The organism is Martelella sp. FOR1707, assembly GCF_053484265.1.
Map to the genome: position 1 here is coordinate 684,986 of NZ_JBAKFP010000001.1, position 16,028 is coordinate 701,013.

Annotated in this window: 12 protein-coding genes and 3 pseudogenes; 7 read left to right on the forward strand and 8 right to left on the reverse strand. The window is 60.9% G+C overall.

What is annotated here, in order from left to right:
• Positions 1-3: 3 nt before the first annotated feature.
• The 3 genes from V6765_RS03035 to V6765_RS03045 form a co-directional block, all read right to left on the reverse strand.
• Positions 4-915: an amino acid ABC transporter permease gene (locus tag V6765_RS03035; protein WP_448426357.1), complete on the reverse strand. Its 912-nt coding sequence runs from the start codon at positions 913-915 to the stop codon at positions 4-6.
• A 4-nt stretch (positions 916-919) separates the two neighbouring features.
• Positions 920-1,810 (reverse strand): ABC transporter substrate-binding protein, encoded by an 891-nt coding sequence (locus V6765_RS03040; protein ID WP_448426358.1) that lies wholly within the window; start codon positions 1,808-1,810, stop codon positions 920-922.
• Positions 1,811-1,939: 129 nt separating this feature from the next.
• Complete coding sequence (locus tag V6765_RS03045; protein ID WP_448426359.1) at positions 1,940-2,860, reverse strand: LysR family transcriptional regulator; 921 nt, start codon at positions 2,858-2,860, stop codon at positions 1,940-1,942.
• 85 nt (positions 2,861-2,945) lie between these two features.
• On the opposite strand from V6765_RS03045, the gene V6765_RS03050 reads away from it, so the two are divergent.
• Positions 2,946-3,743: a phytanoyl-CoA dioxygenase family protein gene (locus V6765_RS03050; RefSeq protein WP_448426360.1), complete on the forward strand. Its 798-nt coding sequence runs from the start codon at positions 2,946-2,948 to the stop codon at positions 3,741-3,743.
• A gap of 65 nt (positions 3,744-3,808) precedes the next feature.
• Here V6765_RS03050 and V6765_RS03055 read toward each other — a convergent pair whose 3' ends face one another.
• The 3 genes from V6765_RS03055 to V6765_RS03065 all read right to left on the reverse strand — a co-directional run bounded on the left by V6765_RS03055 (position 3,809) and on the right by V6765_RS03065 (position 7,087).
• Complete coding sequence (locus V6765_RS03055) at positions 3,809-4,696, reverse strand: LysR substrate-binding domain-containing protein (RefSeq protein WP_448426362.1); 888 nt, start codon at positions 4,694-4,696, stop codon at positions 3,809-3,811.
• Between the two features lie 205 nt (positions 4,697-4,901).
• Positions 4,902-5,876: an ornithine cyclodeaminase family protein gene (locus V6765_RS03060; protein ID WP_448426363.1), complete on the reverse strand. Its 975-nt coding sequence runs from the start codon at positions 5,874-5,876 to the stop codon at positions 4,902-4,904.
• Positions 5,877-6,514: 638 nt separating this feature from the next.
• A complete protein-coding gene (locus V6765_RS03065) occupies positions 6,515-7,087 on the reverse strand; it encodes a helix-turn-helix domain-containing protein (RefSeq protein ID WP_448426364.1) in 573 nt (190 codons plus the stop codon).
• Positions 7,088-7,240: 153 nt separating this feature from the next.
• Between V6765_RS03065 and V6765_RS03070 the strand changes: the two are divergent.
• The 4 genes and pseudogenes from V6765_RS03070 to V6765_RS03085 all read left to right on the forward strand — a co-directional run.
• Positions 7,241-8,043: pseudogene (locus V6765_RS03070) on the forward strand (extracellular solute-binding protein); the annotation flags it as partial.
• A gap of 100 nt (positions 8,044-8,143) precedes the next feature.
• Positions 8,144-8,455: pseudogene (locus V6765_RS03075) on the forward strand (carbohydrate ABC transporter permease); the annotation flags it as partial.
• Positions 8,456-8,484: 29 nt separating this feature from the next.
• Positions 8,485-9,297: a carbohydrate ABC transporter permease gene (locus V6765_RS03080; RefSeq protein ID WP_448426622.1), complete on the forward strand. Its 813-nt coding sequence runs from the start codon at positions 8,485-8,487 to the stop codon at positions 9,295-9,297.
• A gap of 3 nt (positions 9,298-9,300) precedes the next feature.
• Positions 9,301-10,287: pseudogene (locus V6765_RS03085) on the forward strand (ABC transporter ATP-binding protein).
• A gap of 218 nt (positions 10,288-10,505) precedes the next feature.
• Here V6765_RS03085 and rhaI read toward each other — a convergent pair.
• Together rhaI and V6765_RS03095 are read right to left on the reverse strand one after the other, a co-directional pair.
• Positions 10,506-11,780: an L-rhamnose catabolism isomerase gene (rhaI, locus tag V6765_RS03090; RefSeq protein ID WP_448426365.1), complete on the reverse strand. Its 1,275-nt coding sequence runs from the start codon at positions 11,778-11,780 to the stop codon at positions 10,506-10,508.
• A gap of 60 nt (positions 11,781-11,840) precedes the next feature.
• A complete protein-coding gene (locus tag V6765_RS03095; protein ID WP_448426367.1) occupies positions 11,841-13,931 on the reverse strand; it encodes a bifunctional rhamnulose-1-phosphate aldolase/short-chain dehydrogenase in 2,091 nt (696 codons plus the stop codon).
• Between the two features lie 178 nt (positions 13,932-14,109).
• Here V6765_RS03095 and V6765_RS03100 point away from each other — a divergent pair, with 178 nt between their 5' ends.
• Positions 14,110-14,913: a DeoR/GlpR family DNA-binding transcription regulator gene (locus V6765_RS03100; RefSeq protein WP_448426369.1), complete on the forward strand. Its 804-nt coding sequence runs from the start codon at positions 14,110-14,112 to the stop codon at positions 14,911-14,913.
• A gap of 43 nt (positions 14,914-14,956) precedes the next feature.
• Positions 14,957-15,946, forward strand: a complete 990-nt coding sequence (gene rhaS / locus V6765_RS03105) for a rhamnose ABC transporter substrate-binding protein (RefSeq protein ID WP_448426370.1) — start codon at positions 14,957-14,959, stop codon at positions 15,944-15,946.
• The last annotated feature ends 82 nt before the right edge of the window (positions 15,947-16,028 follow it).

Here is a 16,028-nt window from a genome sequence, read left to right on the forward strand (position 1 = left end):
GGTCTATTCCGCCCTCGTGGGATAGCCGGACACGCCCTTGCCGAAGTGGCGTTCGAGATAATGCTGGCCGACCATCAGCAGGCTGGTGATGGCGAGATACCAGGTGCCGGCGACCAGCAGCAGCGGGATCGGCAGGTATAGCCGATTGGCGATCGCATTGGTCGCGAATGTCAGGTCGAGCGTGAACGGCACGGCAAGCACCAGCGACGTCATCTTCAGCATGCCGATGGTTTCGTTGCCGGTCGGCGGAATGATCACGCGCATGGCGAGCGGCATCAGGATCCGCCACCAGATCTTCGCCGGTTTCATGCCCAGCGCCTCGGCGGCCTCCTTCTGTCCGCGATCGATGGAGTTGAAACCGGCGCGGAAGATTTCCGTCAGATAGGCGGATTCGTTGAAACCGAGGCCCAGAATGGCGGCAAGCACCGGCGTGACGACATAGCGCGTGTCGACGCTGATCAGTTCCGGACCGAAGGGGATGGAAAGGCTGAGCGTTGGAAATAGAACCGCGAACAACCCCCAGAACAGCAACTGGGTATAGATCGGCGTGCCGCGGAAGAACCAGACCCACGCATATGCGAGCCAGCGCAGGATCGGATTGTCGCTGTCGCGCATCACGACAAGCAACCCGGCGACGACGATTGCCACTGCCATGGCGATGACGGTCAGCAGCAGCGTCCATCCTACGCCGCGGATGACCTGTGGCGAGAACAGATAGCTGAAGTAGACGGTCCAATGGAAATTGGCGTTGTTGATGATGGCGTTGCCGACTTGCAGCACAATCACAGCCAGCACGATGACGGCGAGCCATCGGCCCGGATGAGGCCGCGGCACCACGACATTATGGGTGATATCGGGGTTTGTCTCGGAAACCGGCCGCAAGCCGGTCTCCATGTCTTTGATATCGTATGTCATGATCTCAGTGATTGGTTTCAGGGTTGACCTCGGCTTCCTCGACGATTGCCGAGCCAATGCCCCAGCTATCGAGAATCGCCAGATAGGTTCCGTCCGCAATCAGCGCGTTGATCGTGTCCGCGATCAGTTCGGCGAGCGCCAGGTCGGTTTTGGCCACGGCGATGCCGTTCGGGCCGCTGTCGCCAAAGGCGCCTTCGACGGGCTCCATTGTTTCCAGCCGGCCATCGGATTGCTTCGCGGCGTAGCCGATGCCGGCCTCGCCGGAGACCGTGGCATCGGCGCCGCCGACGGCAACGCGCGTCAGCACCTCGGTCTGCTTGCCGAAGGGCAGGATCTCGATCGCTTCCTCGCCGGCCGAAACGCATGTCTCGTTCTCCGCCAGAATGGCGCGTTCGTGATAGGTGCCGGACTGGACCGCGATCGTGCGGCCGCAGAGATCGGACGGGTCGAAGTCCGTCGGATTTCCGGTCCTGACGAGCCACATATCGCCGGTGATGGCATAGCTGACGAAGTTGACCGCCTTCATGCGCTCCTCGGTGACCGAGAATGCGGAAATGCCGAGGTCGAATTTGGAGCCCAGCGCGGGTAGGATCGCTTCAAACGCCGAGGTCCGAAAGTCGATATCCACGCCGAGCTTCTTGCCGATCGCCTCGGCGATGTCGACATCGATTCCTTCCGGGGTCTGGCCATCGGCCGCGCTCAGAAACTCCCACGGGGCGTAGGCCGTGTCCGAGCCGATCGTGAGCACGCCGGCCTCTTTAATCTTCTCCGGCAACCGTGCGGCAAGCGCCTCATCGACGGTAATTCCGGATGTGTCGTAATTCTGGGCGCATGCTGGAAGCGATGCCGTCGCCAAAAGGGCGGCCAGCGACATGCGGAGGAAGGATCTGTCCATCTGATTGTTCCCATCTTGTTATGATTTGGCCTTCGAAACTCGGGCGGTCTCGTTTCAACCATGCTCATACTATCAGGGATGACTTTCTCGCCGTCCAACAATAAGATTGGGCCACTCTATTCTATATGGTTATAGATCTGGTCTGCGAGCGGATGGCGACTCATTCCGCGCAAGCGACTGAATTTCCAAGCGAATCTTCGGCAGCGGCGCCGGTTGCGCGCCGATATAGGCGAGGACGAGCGGCTCGACGGCGATCCGATCGCTTATTCCAACCCGCGCGAGGGGCTTGCCGTCATAGCTCAGGAGACCGGCTGGATTGGTGTAGCTCAGCCCGGTGCCTTCGCCGTTTGCGACGAGAGACCGCAGCAGTTCGATAGATGCCGCCCGGTGCCTGATCATCGGCGTCGCTCCGATCGCGCGGAACAGGCCGAGCATGTGCCGGATGGAGAGGCCCTGATCGGAAAGGATCAGGGGACGATCCGCGATTTCCAGGAGCGAGACCGCCTCCTTGGCGGCAAGCGGATCCTCCGGCGAGACCCAGACCCAGGGAGCGGCATCGACAAGCCAATCCCGTTGGAAGCTGGCGTCGAGGCCGAGATCGTAGGTCAGGGCCACGTCGATGCCGCCGGAAAGCAGCGTCTCGGCCACCGCTTCGAACGAAACGGGCAAGACCCGAATTTCGGTCTGGGGGAATTGCGTGCGGGTGAGACGCAGGATCGGCGCGAGCCATGTCGGTGCCAGTTCGTCGACAACGCCAAGAGTAACGCGCTGTTTTTGTCGGCGCGACAGGGCGCCGGGGGCTTCGAGACGTTCTGCCTCGGCAATCAGGGCCTCGGCTTCTTCGAGGAAGATGCGCCCGAACGGCGTTGGCGTGATGGCCACGCCCTTGCGCCGAAGGAAAAGCGCCGCGCCGACGCGAGCCTCGACATGGGAAATCGCCACCGACAGCGCCGGTTGCGAGACGTTCAACTGGCTGGCCGCGGTTGAAAGGCTGCCCGCTTTGCCTATGGCTACGAGATATTCGAACTGGCGAAGCGAGACATGCAGCATTTCATTATATGCCTATTTTAAAGTTATTATTATAATCTATGTCCAAAACCCGGCATCGTAAACCCTTCAACAAAGAGAGGACGCGATGCCACATTCACTCATCACCGCCGAGCATATCGATGCCTTCCAGCGCGAAGGCGTTGTTCTGGTAAAAGGACTTTTCAAGGATCATGTCGACACCCTGCGCCGGGGCGTGGAGGCCAACATGGCCGACCCCGGCCCATATGCCGCCGAAAACCTCAAGCCGGGCGACAGCGGTCGCTTTTTCGACGACTATTGCAACTGGCAACGCATCGGCGAATTCGAGCAGGTCATCCGGCAATCGGCTGCAGCGGAGGTGGCGGCGGATCTGATGGGATCGGATCGGGTGCAACTGTTCCACGAGCATGTTCTGGTCAAGGAGCCGGGCACGTCCAAGCCGACGCCCTGGCATCAGGATGGCCCCTATTATTTCGTGGAGGGCAGGCAGACCGTCAGTTTCTGGTCGCCGCTGGATCCGGTTCGAGAGGCGTCATTGCGCTGCGTGGCCGGTTCCCATCTGTGGGAAAAGCCTGTACTGCCGACGCGCTGGCTCTCGGAGGAAAACTTCTACCCGGACGAAGATCTCTATATGCCGGTGCCGGACCCGGACGCAGAGGGAATGCCCATCCGCGAGTGGGAGATGGAGCCCGGCGACGCCGTTGCCTTCAACTATTATGTCCTCCACGGCGCGCGCGGCAACAACAGCGCAACGCGTCGCCGCGCCTTCTCCTTGCGCCTGGTCGGCGATGACGCCCGCTATGTCGAGCGGCCGGGCCGGACGTCTCCCCCCTTTCCAGGGCATGGCATGAAGAATGGCGACTGGTTGCGGGACGACTGGTTCCCGGTCCTCCGGACGTACTAGATCGGCCGATAGCCGAACGCCAGACAATGCGCCGGCCTGCTTACGGCCGGCGCTTCATATACAGCCTACCGGCCGGCTAATATTTCGGCTTTCAGGTCTTCAACGAATTCTTCGAGATGCCGGGAGGGGAGGCGGTTGGGCGGGGTGATGAGGAGCGTGCGGAAGTACATTTCCGGCTCGAACGGTTTCAGCAGCAGTCCGCGGCCGAGATAGGGCTCCGCCGTCAACGGATCGACGAGACCGATCCCGATGCCGGCGGCAACCATCGAACATATGGTCGTCGAATAGGGGGTCTCGATAACGGTTTTCATTTTCACCCCTGCAGCCTGAAACAGGTCTTCGGCCTCGGCGCGGGTGGTGTCTTCCGGAGCGAGCGCAATGAACGGGTGGCCAGCCAGGTCATTGGGGCGAACCGTATCGAGGCTCTCGAGGGGATGTCCCTCGGGAATGGCCACCGCGACGCGGAAGCGGGCGAACTCGGTGAAGGTGACGCCGGTTTTGTCGATCTCGTCGGCGACGACGCCGAGGTCGAACTGCCCCGAGGCGACGAGATCGCGAACGGTCGAGGACATGCGAGCCTGGAAGGTGATAGCGATATTCGGGTTGCGCGCCATGAAGCGTTTCATGGCGCGCGGCAATATGTTGGTCGACAGCGCGGAGAGACAGGCGATCCTGAGTTCGCCCGAGCCGAAATCGCGGATGCGCGCGGCCGCGCCGCGCAGATGCGCAAGGCCGAGGAAGGCATGCTCCACCTCCCGGAAGAAAAGCTGTCCTTCAGGGGTCGGGTGCAATCTTCCCTTGATCCGGAGGAAGAGCGCGAAACCAAGGGAGCGTTCCAGCTCCTGTATGGTCTTGCTGATGGCGGGCTGTGAAATATGCAGCACCTCGGCGGCCCGCGCGGTGGTGCCGTTGGTCATGACCACGCGAAAGACTTCGATCTGTCTCAAATTCATCGGCGGTACCATCCATGCGTCTGCGCAAACGCCAGCGGGACTATCCCAAACACGCTGCGATCTGCCTATTACGATAGAACTGGCCGATATCCCAACCTGTCGGGCCCCGAATCGCACAGAGTTTTATCGTGTCCTTTGCCGGGAGGCGAAGCTGGGCCGACCGGCGGGCGTGGCTGGTTTGCGTCGTTCACCCGCCGCGCCGGCGTCAGAACGCTACCGCGAAGCCGCGCGCCTGCTTTTCCGCGACCTCGTAGACGCGGCGGGCGCAGGCGAGATCCTGGACGATATGGCCAAGGGATTTGTAGATCGTGACCTCACCCGGATCGGTCCGGCCGGTGAGCGTTCCGTTCAGCACGTCGCCGATCTCGCCGACGACGTGGACGTCATTGATGAGCCCGGCCTCCCTGGCGCGAAGAAACTCGCCTCCCTGGCGCAGTACGCCCTCTCTATGATCGGCGATAAATCGGGCGCGCTTCACGAGTGCGGAGTCGATCTCGGAAAAGTCGGCCACGCTCGACCCCACCACATTGATATGCGTGCCGTCTGCGATCCAGTCACTCAGCAGGATCGGGTCCGGCGCCGCAGTGGTCGTGGAGACGATATCAGCATCGCGAACCGCCGCGCGCACCGTATCGGCCGGTATCACGTCAAGTTGCAGCCGCTCTGATAGGGTGGTTGCGGCATGCAGGGCCTGGTGCGGCGACCGACCCCATATGCTGACCTTCGAAATCGGTCGAACGTGCGCTATGGCCTCGATATGGGCGAGGCCCTGTTCGCCATACCCCAGAACGGCGAGCTGGGAGGAATCCGGTCTTGCGAGCACGTCAGTTGCGACGGCCGAGGCTGCGGCTGTGCGAATGCGCGTCAGGTCGCCGGCGTGCACCACGGCGAGAGGTTCACCGGTTTCCGGATCGAACAGCACGACAACCCCTTGGTGCGATTGCCGGCCATATCGCGCGTTCTGGGGAAAGACACTGATGACCTTGGAGCCGAAGCCCGTTTCGGGGGGCATGACGCCCCCCATCAGGCTCAGGACGTTGCCCCCTTCCGCCGGGATGACCTGACGCAGGATGTGGCGGGTTATTCCCTCTGAAAGCTCTTTCATAGCGTCCCGGACCACAGCGATGCAGGTTTCGTAGTCCAGGATTTCTGAGACGTCGTCTTTTCCGATGATACGCATGAAGTGTCCTTTTAAGGGCTGAAGATGCCGGTGCGCGCTTGGAGGCAATCCTTCCTCACGCCGACGTGGATCGCGCCAACGGCGGGAGGAAGTCGTCGATCGTGTGATCCTCGCAGACGGCTTCGCCGATCCGAAGCGCGAGGTATTCGTCGTGTGGCCGGCAGACAATCTGCAGCGATATCGGCAGGCCCGTCGATGACAATCGGTTCGGAACGGCGAGGGCACAGAACCCCATCTGATTGACAAAACGCGTGAACACCGAGGGCGTTGTCGCCTCATCGACTTCTGAATGAGGGATCGGTAGCGTCGGTGCGGTCTGTCCGTCGTCGAATGATTATGGACAGAATGGGGTCTGGCTATCAGGAGGATCTGGCTCGTCTGATTTGTTGATTTAAGCGGCGCTTGCGTGGCGTTGCAAGCGTCGCTTCTGAATGGTCTGATGCTAATAATCGCGCCTCTAGATCTGCTTACGGAAGCTAACTATCTGATAGCAGAGAGTATTTGTGGCCTGTCGGCGCGGACCTAGGGTTCGATTCCCTTCAAGACCTTTATGTCGTCTGTCACTACCGATCCGAGCTCAAAAGGAACTTTTGGTCATTTGGAACAGCTGAAGTTGAGACAGAGCGCTCGCCGGTACGTCACGATAATGCCGCTGCCGACGAGCCCAGGCAGGCGCGGCGCCAGCTGGATGGCGTAACGCCGGTGTCACGGCGGAATATGCGGGAAAGATGGGCCTGGTCCGCCAGACCGCAGTCGAGCGCAATCTCCGAAAGAGGGGTATCGGTCAGCGCAATGCTTTTCTTGGCCCGTTCGACGCGCTGACCGATGATGAAGGCGTGCGGCGATACCCCGAAACTCACCTTGAAGGCGGCGGAGAAATAGCTCTCACTAAGACCGAACGTGCCAGCGAGTTTGCCGAGCGTGATCGGCTCGTCGATATGCTGGTCGATATAGCGTCGGATTCTGGACACCTGCCATGGGGCGAGGCCGCCCCGTGCCGGAATGGCTCCCGATGTTTCAGGGGCATGGATAGAGGCTGACCGCTCGTTGCCGTCCGCTATTATCTGCCGTGCCCTGTCCAAACAGGCGAGGGCCCTGTCGCGATCATTATCGATGAGCAGCAGCGCCTGCACGACTATTCTCGAAGCGTCAGCGGTTGCGGGCAGGCCGCTCTGGCCCGCGATGGGGTTCCCCGATGTGATCTCGGTCATTTTTGGGTCTCCTCGGACCTGATCCAGCTTGATGGGCTGAATGATGGCCGAGGTAGGACGACACGGGCCGGAGGCGACGTCGCGGAAGAATTGCGCCCGGTTTGCCGCAAGCTGCGTGCGGAAACCATCGAAGACTTCGATCGGCGTCCCGCCTGGGACGAGTTCATGGCCAAAAATGCTGTGATTGCCGAGAAAACCGACAAGGCTCCGATCATACAGACTTATAGGGACACATGGAGGTCACAGCTCTTCGTGCTGGCGGATTTCTACAACGTGCAGGTTCAGGTCCCGGATTTCGCCAAGCTCTTTACGGAGAACAAGGCCAAGTTCGCAAATACTCCCGCCGCGCTCAAGGGTTTTGAACGGTTGCAGGAGGCCCATAACGCTGGTATTTCAACGAAGACTTCGGCGCTGCGAGCTACAATGACGGTCTGCACATGGTAGCAACCGGCGAAGGCGTTCACTATCCGATGCTGACTTTTGCAATAGGCGCGATCCAGCAGAATGATCCGGATCTTCTGAAAGATGTTGGCTTCTTCGCCCAGCCAGGCGACGACCCGGCGCACAACGGCCTCACCGTCTGGATGCCGGCAGCCTATTATATTCTGAAGGGTGGCGACCATGTCGATATCGCAAAGGACTTCCTCAATTTCGTCGCCTCGCCGGTTGCCTGCGACATCATAACCGAAGCCGTTGGCGCCAGCGGTCCCTACCTCATCAAGGGATGCGGCCTGCCGGACGCCGTACCGCCTTCCGTTGCCGACATGTTGCCTTATTTTCAGGACCCCACGCGCCATGCGCCTGCGCTTGAGTTCCTCTCACCTGTCAAGGGCCCCGGGCTCGAGCAGATCCCCGTCGAAGTCGGTACCGGCATCCGCGATGCTGAAAGCGGCGCCGCGCTTTACGACCGTGACGTCGAAAAGCAGGCCAAGCAGCTTCGGCTTCCGAACTGGTAAGGTGCTGGAGCCCTTGGGTGGCTTAAGCTTTACCCCCAAAGACCGGATCGGCGCTTTTCCGCCGCTCCGGCGCTTGCAACATCTGTGCATGCCCAACGGAGCTGCGCGCATTGACGGCGCGACCCGAACCCAGCTGTTCTGGCGTGTCACCGTGCCTCTGGTGCGGCCGGCAACAACCACGGTCGTCATCCTTTCCCTGATCGGAGGGCTGAGGCTCTTCGATCTCATATGGGCGATGACGCGCGGCGGTCCGGGCTTCTCGTCCGATGTTCTCGCTTCGGTGATCTACAAGCAATACCAGGCCGGCTTCTACGGTCTTTCGACGGCGGGCAACGTCATCCTGTTCCTCCTGATCGCACTCATCATCACGCCGCTTGCCTGGTGGTTTAACCACACGGAGCTGAACCTTTGAGTAACGCCGCAAACAGACGGCAGCAGACAATCCGCAGCGGTGTCGCGCTCGTCGTCGCCTTCTTCGTCTTTGTCGTTCCCTTCATCTTCATCTTCGTCTTCCTCAACGCGACCAAGCCGGCGCCGGAAGCCGCACGGCCCAGTTTCGCGCTGCCGGACCACTGGCAGCTCTGGCAGAACCTTTGCGAGGTGGTCCAGGCACGCGACTACATGCTGCTGCTCGCCTATTTCAATTCCACCGTCATCACCGTCGGCGCGATTACGCTGCTCGTCGTCGTCGGGGCGATGGTCGCCTATATTCTCCAGCGGCGCAACACGCGCGTCAGCCGCATCGTCTTCGGTTTCGTTCTCGCCGGGTTGATGATCCCGCCGGCTGTCGTGCCGACCATCTGGGTGCTTCAGGGTCTGCATCTTTTCAAGACGCTCCACGGCATGGTTCTGATCCAGTTCGCTTACGGGCTTCCCTTCACCGTGCTGCTCTTCCGCGCCTTCATCGCGACCATTCCGCGCGATCTCGACGAGGCGGCGCTGATCGACGGCGCCAAGCCCTGGCAGATCTTCTTTCGTGTGGTTCTGCCGCTGCTCAAACCCGTGACGGTAACCGTGATCGTTGTCCAGTCGATCACGATTTTCAACGACTTTACCCACCCGCTCTATTACCTGCCGGGCAATGACAACGTCACCGTGCAGATCACGCTCTACAACTTTCAGAGCCAGTTCGTCAGTTCCATGAACCTGCTGTTCATGAACATTCTGCTGGTGACCATTCCGCCGCTCATCGTTTTCGTCTTCTTCAACCGCCAGATCATTGCTGGCATGACCGCGGGTGCCGTGAATGGATAGACTATGGCCGATGTATCCCTGAAAGATGTCCGCAAGAACTTCGGCGCGCTTGAGGTGATCAAGGGTATCGCTCTCGTCATCGAGGCCGGTGAATTCTGTGTCTTCGTCGGCCTTTCCGGTTGCGGCAAGTCCACGCTGTTGCGGATGATTGCCGGTCTCGAGGAGGTCACCTCCGGAGATATCGAGATTGCAGGCAACAACGTCACCCATGCCGAGCCGTCGCAACGCGGCATTGCGATGGTGTTCCAGTCCTATGCACTCTACCCGCATCTGACCGTCGCCGAGAATATCGGTTTCGGGCTGTCGCTCGCGCGTACCCCGACGGCGGAGATTGCGCGGCGCGTCAGCGAGGTGGCGCAGGTGCTTCAGCTCGAAGCGCTTCTCGACCGCAGGCCGAAGGCGCTTTCCGGCGGCTAGCGTCAGCGCGTTGCGATCGGGCGGGCGATCATCCGCAACCCGCATGTCTTCCTCTTCGATGAATCGCTGTCCAATCTCGACGCGGCGCTGCGCGCCCAGATGCGCATCGAGCTGACCGATCTGCATGAAAAGCTCGGCAACACGATGGTCTATGTCACCCACGACCAGGTCGAGACGATGACGATGGCCGATAAGATCGTGGTGCTGAATGGCGGGCGGATCGAACAGGTCGGCACGCCCATGGATCTCTACGAACGCTCGGTGATGCCCTTCGTCGCCGGTTTCATCGGGTCGCCAAAGATGAACCTGTTTGAGGGCGAGGTCGCAAAGGCCATGGGCTGCGCGACCTATGGCATCCGGCCGGAGCATCTTGTGATCTCTCCCGACGAAGGGCTATGGACAGGGACGGTGCGTCATGTCGAGCGGCTGGGCGCAGATACCTTCGTCCATCTCGATGTTCCGACGCTTGGCCTTCTGGTCGCCCGCACCTCCGGCGACAGAAGCTTTCGCCCTGGAGAAACGCTGATGGCCAGCCCAATGCCTGGCAAGGCCTTCCTTTATGGAGCAGTCTGACTGAGCTTTTGATGAGGCTTGACCGTTGATCGCCGGCGCGGCACCCCTGCTTTGCGGGCGCGTGCTCGCGCCCTGCTCGACACTATAATGGACGCGGCCAGTCTGACCGCAGGCGTAGAGCGAGCTGATGGGGTGTTGAACAGCTCTGGAAATGCGCAAAGGCCGCTCGTTCGCGCAATAGGCCGTGTTCATGACCCGGCCTATTGCGAACCGGCCGCCTACACGAGGCCGCCGCCGGCGCCGGATACTTCGGGGCGTTCGGCTGCCACTTTCGCACGGTAACCGGAAGCACGATAGGCTGCGAAAGGGTCCGCGGCCGCTGCCTTCTCCAACCGCGCCATCGCCAGGATCGGGTCGACATCGGTGCGGAAGGCCTGTTTCAGAGTCGAGGTCGCCATCAGCGCGTCGTTTTCGTCCTGATAGCCGGCGAGGGCGGCGCGATTGACCAGCAGCGCCTGCGCATAGGCGCGCTGCACTTCCATCGCCGAAATCATCAGGCTTTCGATCGGATCGGTGACGTTGTGCGACTGGTCGAGCATATGGGCGGGGTTGAAGCCCTTGCTGCCTTCCGCGTCCACCAGCTCGTTGAACACCAGAAACAGGCGATAGGGATCGATCGAGCCGGCGTCGAGGTCGTCGTCGCCATATTTGGAATCGTTGAAGTGGAAGCCGCCGAGCTTGCCGAACTGGATGAGCCGGGCGACGATCATCTCGATATTGACGTTGGGCGCATGGTGGCCGAGATCGACGAGGCAGAAGGCTTTTGGCCCAAGCTCCTGAGCGATCAGGAAGTTGGTGCCCCAGTCCTGAACGACGGTCGAATAGAAGGCCGGCTCGTACATCTTGTGTTCGGTGAACACGCGCCAGTCATCCGGCAGCGCCTTGTAGACCGTTTTCATCGCCTCGAGATAGCGCTCGAACTGGCGGGTGAAATTGACCTGGCCGGGAAAGTTCGAGCCGTCGCCGATCCAGACCGTCAGCGCCTTCGAGCCGATCGCGCGACCGATCTCGATACATTCGATATTGTGGTCGATGGCTTGCCTGCGCGTTGCCGCATCGGTGTGGGAAAGCGAGCCGAACTTGTAGGAATGGTCCTGTCCCTCCGCATCCTGAAAGGTGTTGGAGTTCATGGCGTCGAAGCCGAGCCCGGTTTCCTCCGCCTTTGCCTTCAGGTCCGCCGGATTGGCCTTGTCCCAGGGGATATGAAGCGAGACGGTCGGCGTCGCGCCGGTGAGCGTATGGATAACGGCGCAGTCGTCCATTTTGTCGAAGATGTTGCGCGGCTCGCCCTTGCCCGGAAACCGGGCAAAACGCGTCCCGCCGGTGCCCACGCCCCATGAGGGCACGGCCACGCCGAAGTCCGAGACCTTCGCCTTGACGGCATTGATATCGATGCCGCGGTCTGAAAGCTGGGCGCCCAGCGCCCCATAGTCTCGACGAAGACGGGCCTCGGCCTTTTCGTTGACGCCCGCGATGACGGATTGTTCAATCATGCACTTTCCTCCCGGCATCGGCCGGCAGCTCCCCACCGCCAAGCCAACGCGTGTTCTTTGTCAGCGTGTAAATGCCTGAACGTTGCCGGCATCGACATTGATGATATTGCCGGTCGATTTCGACGAGGCTTCGGATGCGAAGAAATAGATCGCCTCGGCAATGTCTTCCGGCAGCACGGACCGCTTCAGCAGGGATCGCTGGCGGTACATTTCCTCAAGCCCCTCCTTGTCGGTGCCATAGGTGGAGGCGCGCTGGTCGAGCCATTCGCCGGACCAGATCTTCGAGCCGCGCAACACCGCGTCGGGGTTCACCACGTTGACGCGGATGCCATGCGGCGCGCCTTCCAGCGCAAGGCAGCGGGCAAGGTGGATTTCCGAAGCCTTGGCCGTGCAATAGGCCGCCGCCCCCGGCGAGGCGGCAAGCCCGTTCTTGGAGGCGATGAAGATGATCGAGCCGGCGTTGTCCTGCGCCTTCAGCATCTTGAAAGCCGCGCGCGCGACCAGGAAATAGCCGGTCGTCAGGATCGACATGTTGTGGTTCCAGAGATCAAGCGACGTCTCATCCACCGGCGCCGAAGATGCGATGCCGGCATTGGAGACGACGATGTCGACGCCGCCGAATTCGACCGCCATGTCGGCATAGGCCGCATCCACACCCGCTTCCTCGGTGACGTTCATGAGCACCGTGCGCACAACGTCGCTGGAATAGCGTCCGGCAAGATTGTCCGAGACCCCTGAAAGCGCATCCTTGTCGATATCGGCGAGCACCACGCAGGCGCCTTCCGACAGCAGGCGTTCGGCCGTCGCCGAACCGATCCCGCCCGCGCCGCCGGTGACGATCGCCACGCGTCCGGCAAGGCTCTTCGGTTTCGGCATGCGCTGGAGCTTCGCCTCCTCCAGCAGCCAGTATTCGATGTCGAAGGCTTCCTGCTCCGGCAGGCCGCAATAGGTCGAAACGCCGGAAGCGCCGCGCATGACATTGATGGCATTGGTATAGAATTCGGCCGAAATCCGCGCCGTCGCCTTGTCCTTCGCAAAGGTGATCATGCCCACGCCCGGGACAAGATAGACCACCGCATTGGGATCGCGCATCGGCGGGCTGTCGTCGTGTTTGCAACGTTCGTAATAGGCGGCGTAGTCCTTGCGATACGCTTCCACGCTGTCTGCAAGGGATGAAACGGTTGCAGCGATGTCAGGCCTTGCCGGATCGAAATCGACCACCAGCGGGCGAATCTTGGTGCGCAGGAAATGATCCGGGCAACTGGTGCCGAGCGCGGCAAGCCTTTCCATGTCGTTTGCGCAGACGAATTGCAGCACCGCATCCTGGTCGTCGAAATGGCCGACCATGTGGGCCTGTTTCGATACCATGCCGCGGATCACCGGCATCAGCGCCGCGGCCACCTTGCGGCGCTCGTCGGCGGCAAGCGGTTTGTGCTTCTCGCCGCCGAAGACAGGCTTGCCGGCGGTCTCCTGCTCGAACCAGGCATTGGCGCGATTGATGATCTCGATCGTGGTGTTGTAGCATTCCTCCGCCTCGTCGGCCCAGGTGAACAGGCCGTGGCTTTCAAGCACGACGCCGCGCGCATCCGGGTGTTCTCGGCAGAATTTTTCAAGCCACAGTCCCAGTTCGAAACCCGGCCGTTTCCACGGCAGCCAGCCGATCTCGTCGCCGAAGATCCGGGCCGTCAGCTCCTCGCTGTTTCCGGAGGCGGCAATCGCGATGATTGCATCGGGATGCATGTGGTCGACATGCTTCTTCGGCACATAGGCGTGGAGCGGCGTATCAATGGAGGCGGCGCGCGGATTGAGGTTGAAGGTGCAATGCGGCAGGTAGCCGACCATCTCGTCTTCAAACGCGACGCCGCGATAAAGCCCCTTCAGCGCGTTGAGCTTGTCCATGTAGAGGGTGGCGAACCCGTCCATTCTGATCGTGCCGACATCGCCGCCCGAGCCCTTGACCCAGAGAACCTCGACCTCATCGCCGGTCAGCGGGTCCTTCTGCATCACCTTCGCGGAGGTGTTGCCGCCGCCGTAATTGGTGACCCGCTTGTCGGAGCCGAGCAGGTTGGAACGATAGAGCAGCAGCTCAGGCTCGCTCATGCCCGCCGCGCGGTCCTTGTCCCACAGGTATCCGAGCTGTGTGTTCAGCATGGCGCTCCTCCCAATCGGCGCTTGTTTTGAAATTTCCTGTAAACTTGCGCCAGAAGCAGCGAATGTCAATCATTAACGATCAAAAATAGTCATATACGACCTTTGTGTGATCATTTTTGACTGAAACTAATTGACAATGCTCTGTTTCGATGGAAGTCTGATAACCGGGAGGACGCAAATGCACGAGAAAGAACGCCACAGAATCATCTTGTCAGCGGTGCAGGAAAAACCTGTCGTCACCGTGCAGGAGATGGTGGAACTGACGTCGTCCTCGGAGGCGACGATAAGGCGCGACATCGCGTCCCTTCACGTGCAGAAGAAGCTCAGGCGCGTGCGCGGCGGCGCTGAATCCGTCAACCCGCCGCAATTCGTCGGCCTGGCCGGGCGTCCCTTCAGCGTCAACGAAACGATCAATATCAGTCAAAAGCGCGCGATCGCGGCGAAGGCGGTCGAGCTCTGCCAGGATGGCGATCCGATCATCATCAATGGCGGCACGACGACCTTCCAGATGGTGCATCCGCTCGCCTCGAGGCGCTGCCAGGTGTTCACCAATTCCTTTCCGATTGCCGAGCACCTGCTGAAGCATTCAAAGAACACGATCATGCTGTCGGGCGGCGTGATCTATCGCGAGCAGAATATCATCCTGAGCCCGTTCGAAAACGACGTGACGCGCAATTTCTACGCCAGGCGCATGTTCATGGGCGCCCAAGGGCTCGGCCATCTCGGCCTGATGGAGGCGGATCCGCTGCTGATCCAGGCCGAGCAGAAGCTGATCGACCAGGCCGACGAACTGGTGGTGCTGGCCGATTCATCGAAATTCAAGAAGCACTCGAGCCTGATCCTGTGCCCGCTCGGCCGGATCACGACGCTGATTACCGACAATGCAATACGCAACGAGGACCGCCAGATGCTGGAGGATGCAGGCGTAAACCTCGTGATTGCGGAAAAAACTGCAAGCGAGCAGTCCGCTTCGGTCGCATGAGGCGACCGGAGGACGGTGCCTTTTTTGGGAGGAGGAACTGAAAATGAAGATACTGAAGACACTGGTGATGACCACGGCGCTCGCCGCGACCATGCTCGCCGCCCCCGCCATGGCCGAGGAGCGCATTGCGCTCGTGGTCAAGTCGCTCGGAAACGGCTTCTTTGATGCCGCCGCCAAGGGCGCCGAGGAAGCGGCCAAGGAAATCGGCGATATCGAGGTGATCTACACCGGCCCGACATCGGCGACGGCCGAGGGCCAGATCGAAATCGTCAACTCGCTGATCGCGCAGAATGTCGATGCGATCGCCATTTCCGCCAACGATCCCGACGCTCTCGTGCCGGCTCTGAAGAAGGCGATGAGCCGCGGCATCAAGGTGATCTCCTGGGATTCGGGCGTGGCCCCTGAGGGTCGCATGATGCATCTTAACCCGTCCGACACCGATCTGATCGGAGAAACCATCATCAAGCTTGCGGCGGACTACCTGCCCGAGGGCGGCGATGTCGCGATCCTGTCGGCGTCGTCGACGGCGACCAACCAGAATGCCTGGATCGATGCCGCCAAGGAGGTGCTTCCGGAGAAATTCCCGAATATCAACCTCGTCGCGACCGTCTACGGCGATGATGACTCGGTCAAGAGCACCAATGAGGCCAAGGGCCTGATCTCGACCTATCCGGACCTCAAGGCGATCATAGCCCCGACCACGGTCGGTGTCGTGGCCGCGGCCCAGGTCGTCACCGACGAGGACCTGATCGGCAAGGTCAACGTGACCGGTCTTGCCCTGCCTTCGGAGTTCAAGCAGTTCATCGACAATGGCGCTTCGCAGGCCGTGGCGCTCTGGAACCCGATCGATCTCGGCTATTCCGCCGTCTATCTCAGCCATGAACTGATCGAGGGCAAGGAAGCCGAGCCCGGCGCGACGTTCTCGATCGGCAAGGTTGGCGAGATCACGCTGGACGACACCAATTCGGCGCCGATGGCGGCTCCGTTCACCTTCGACAAGTCCAATATCGAAGAGTTCTCGAAGATCTATTGATCTCTCGCGGGACCGAATGCCGGCGGCAATGCCGCCGGCGTTTGCGCCGGACAGGGCCCGTATCTCTCCGGCCAGCCATTCC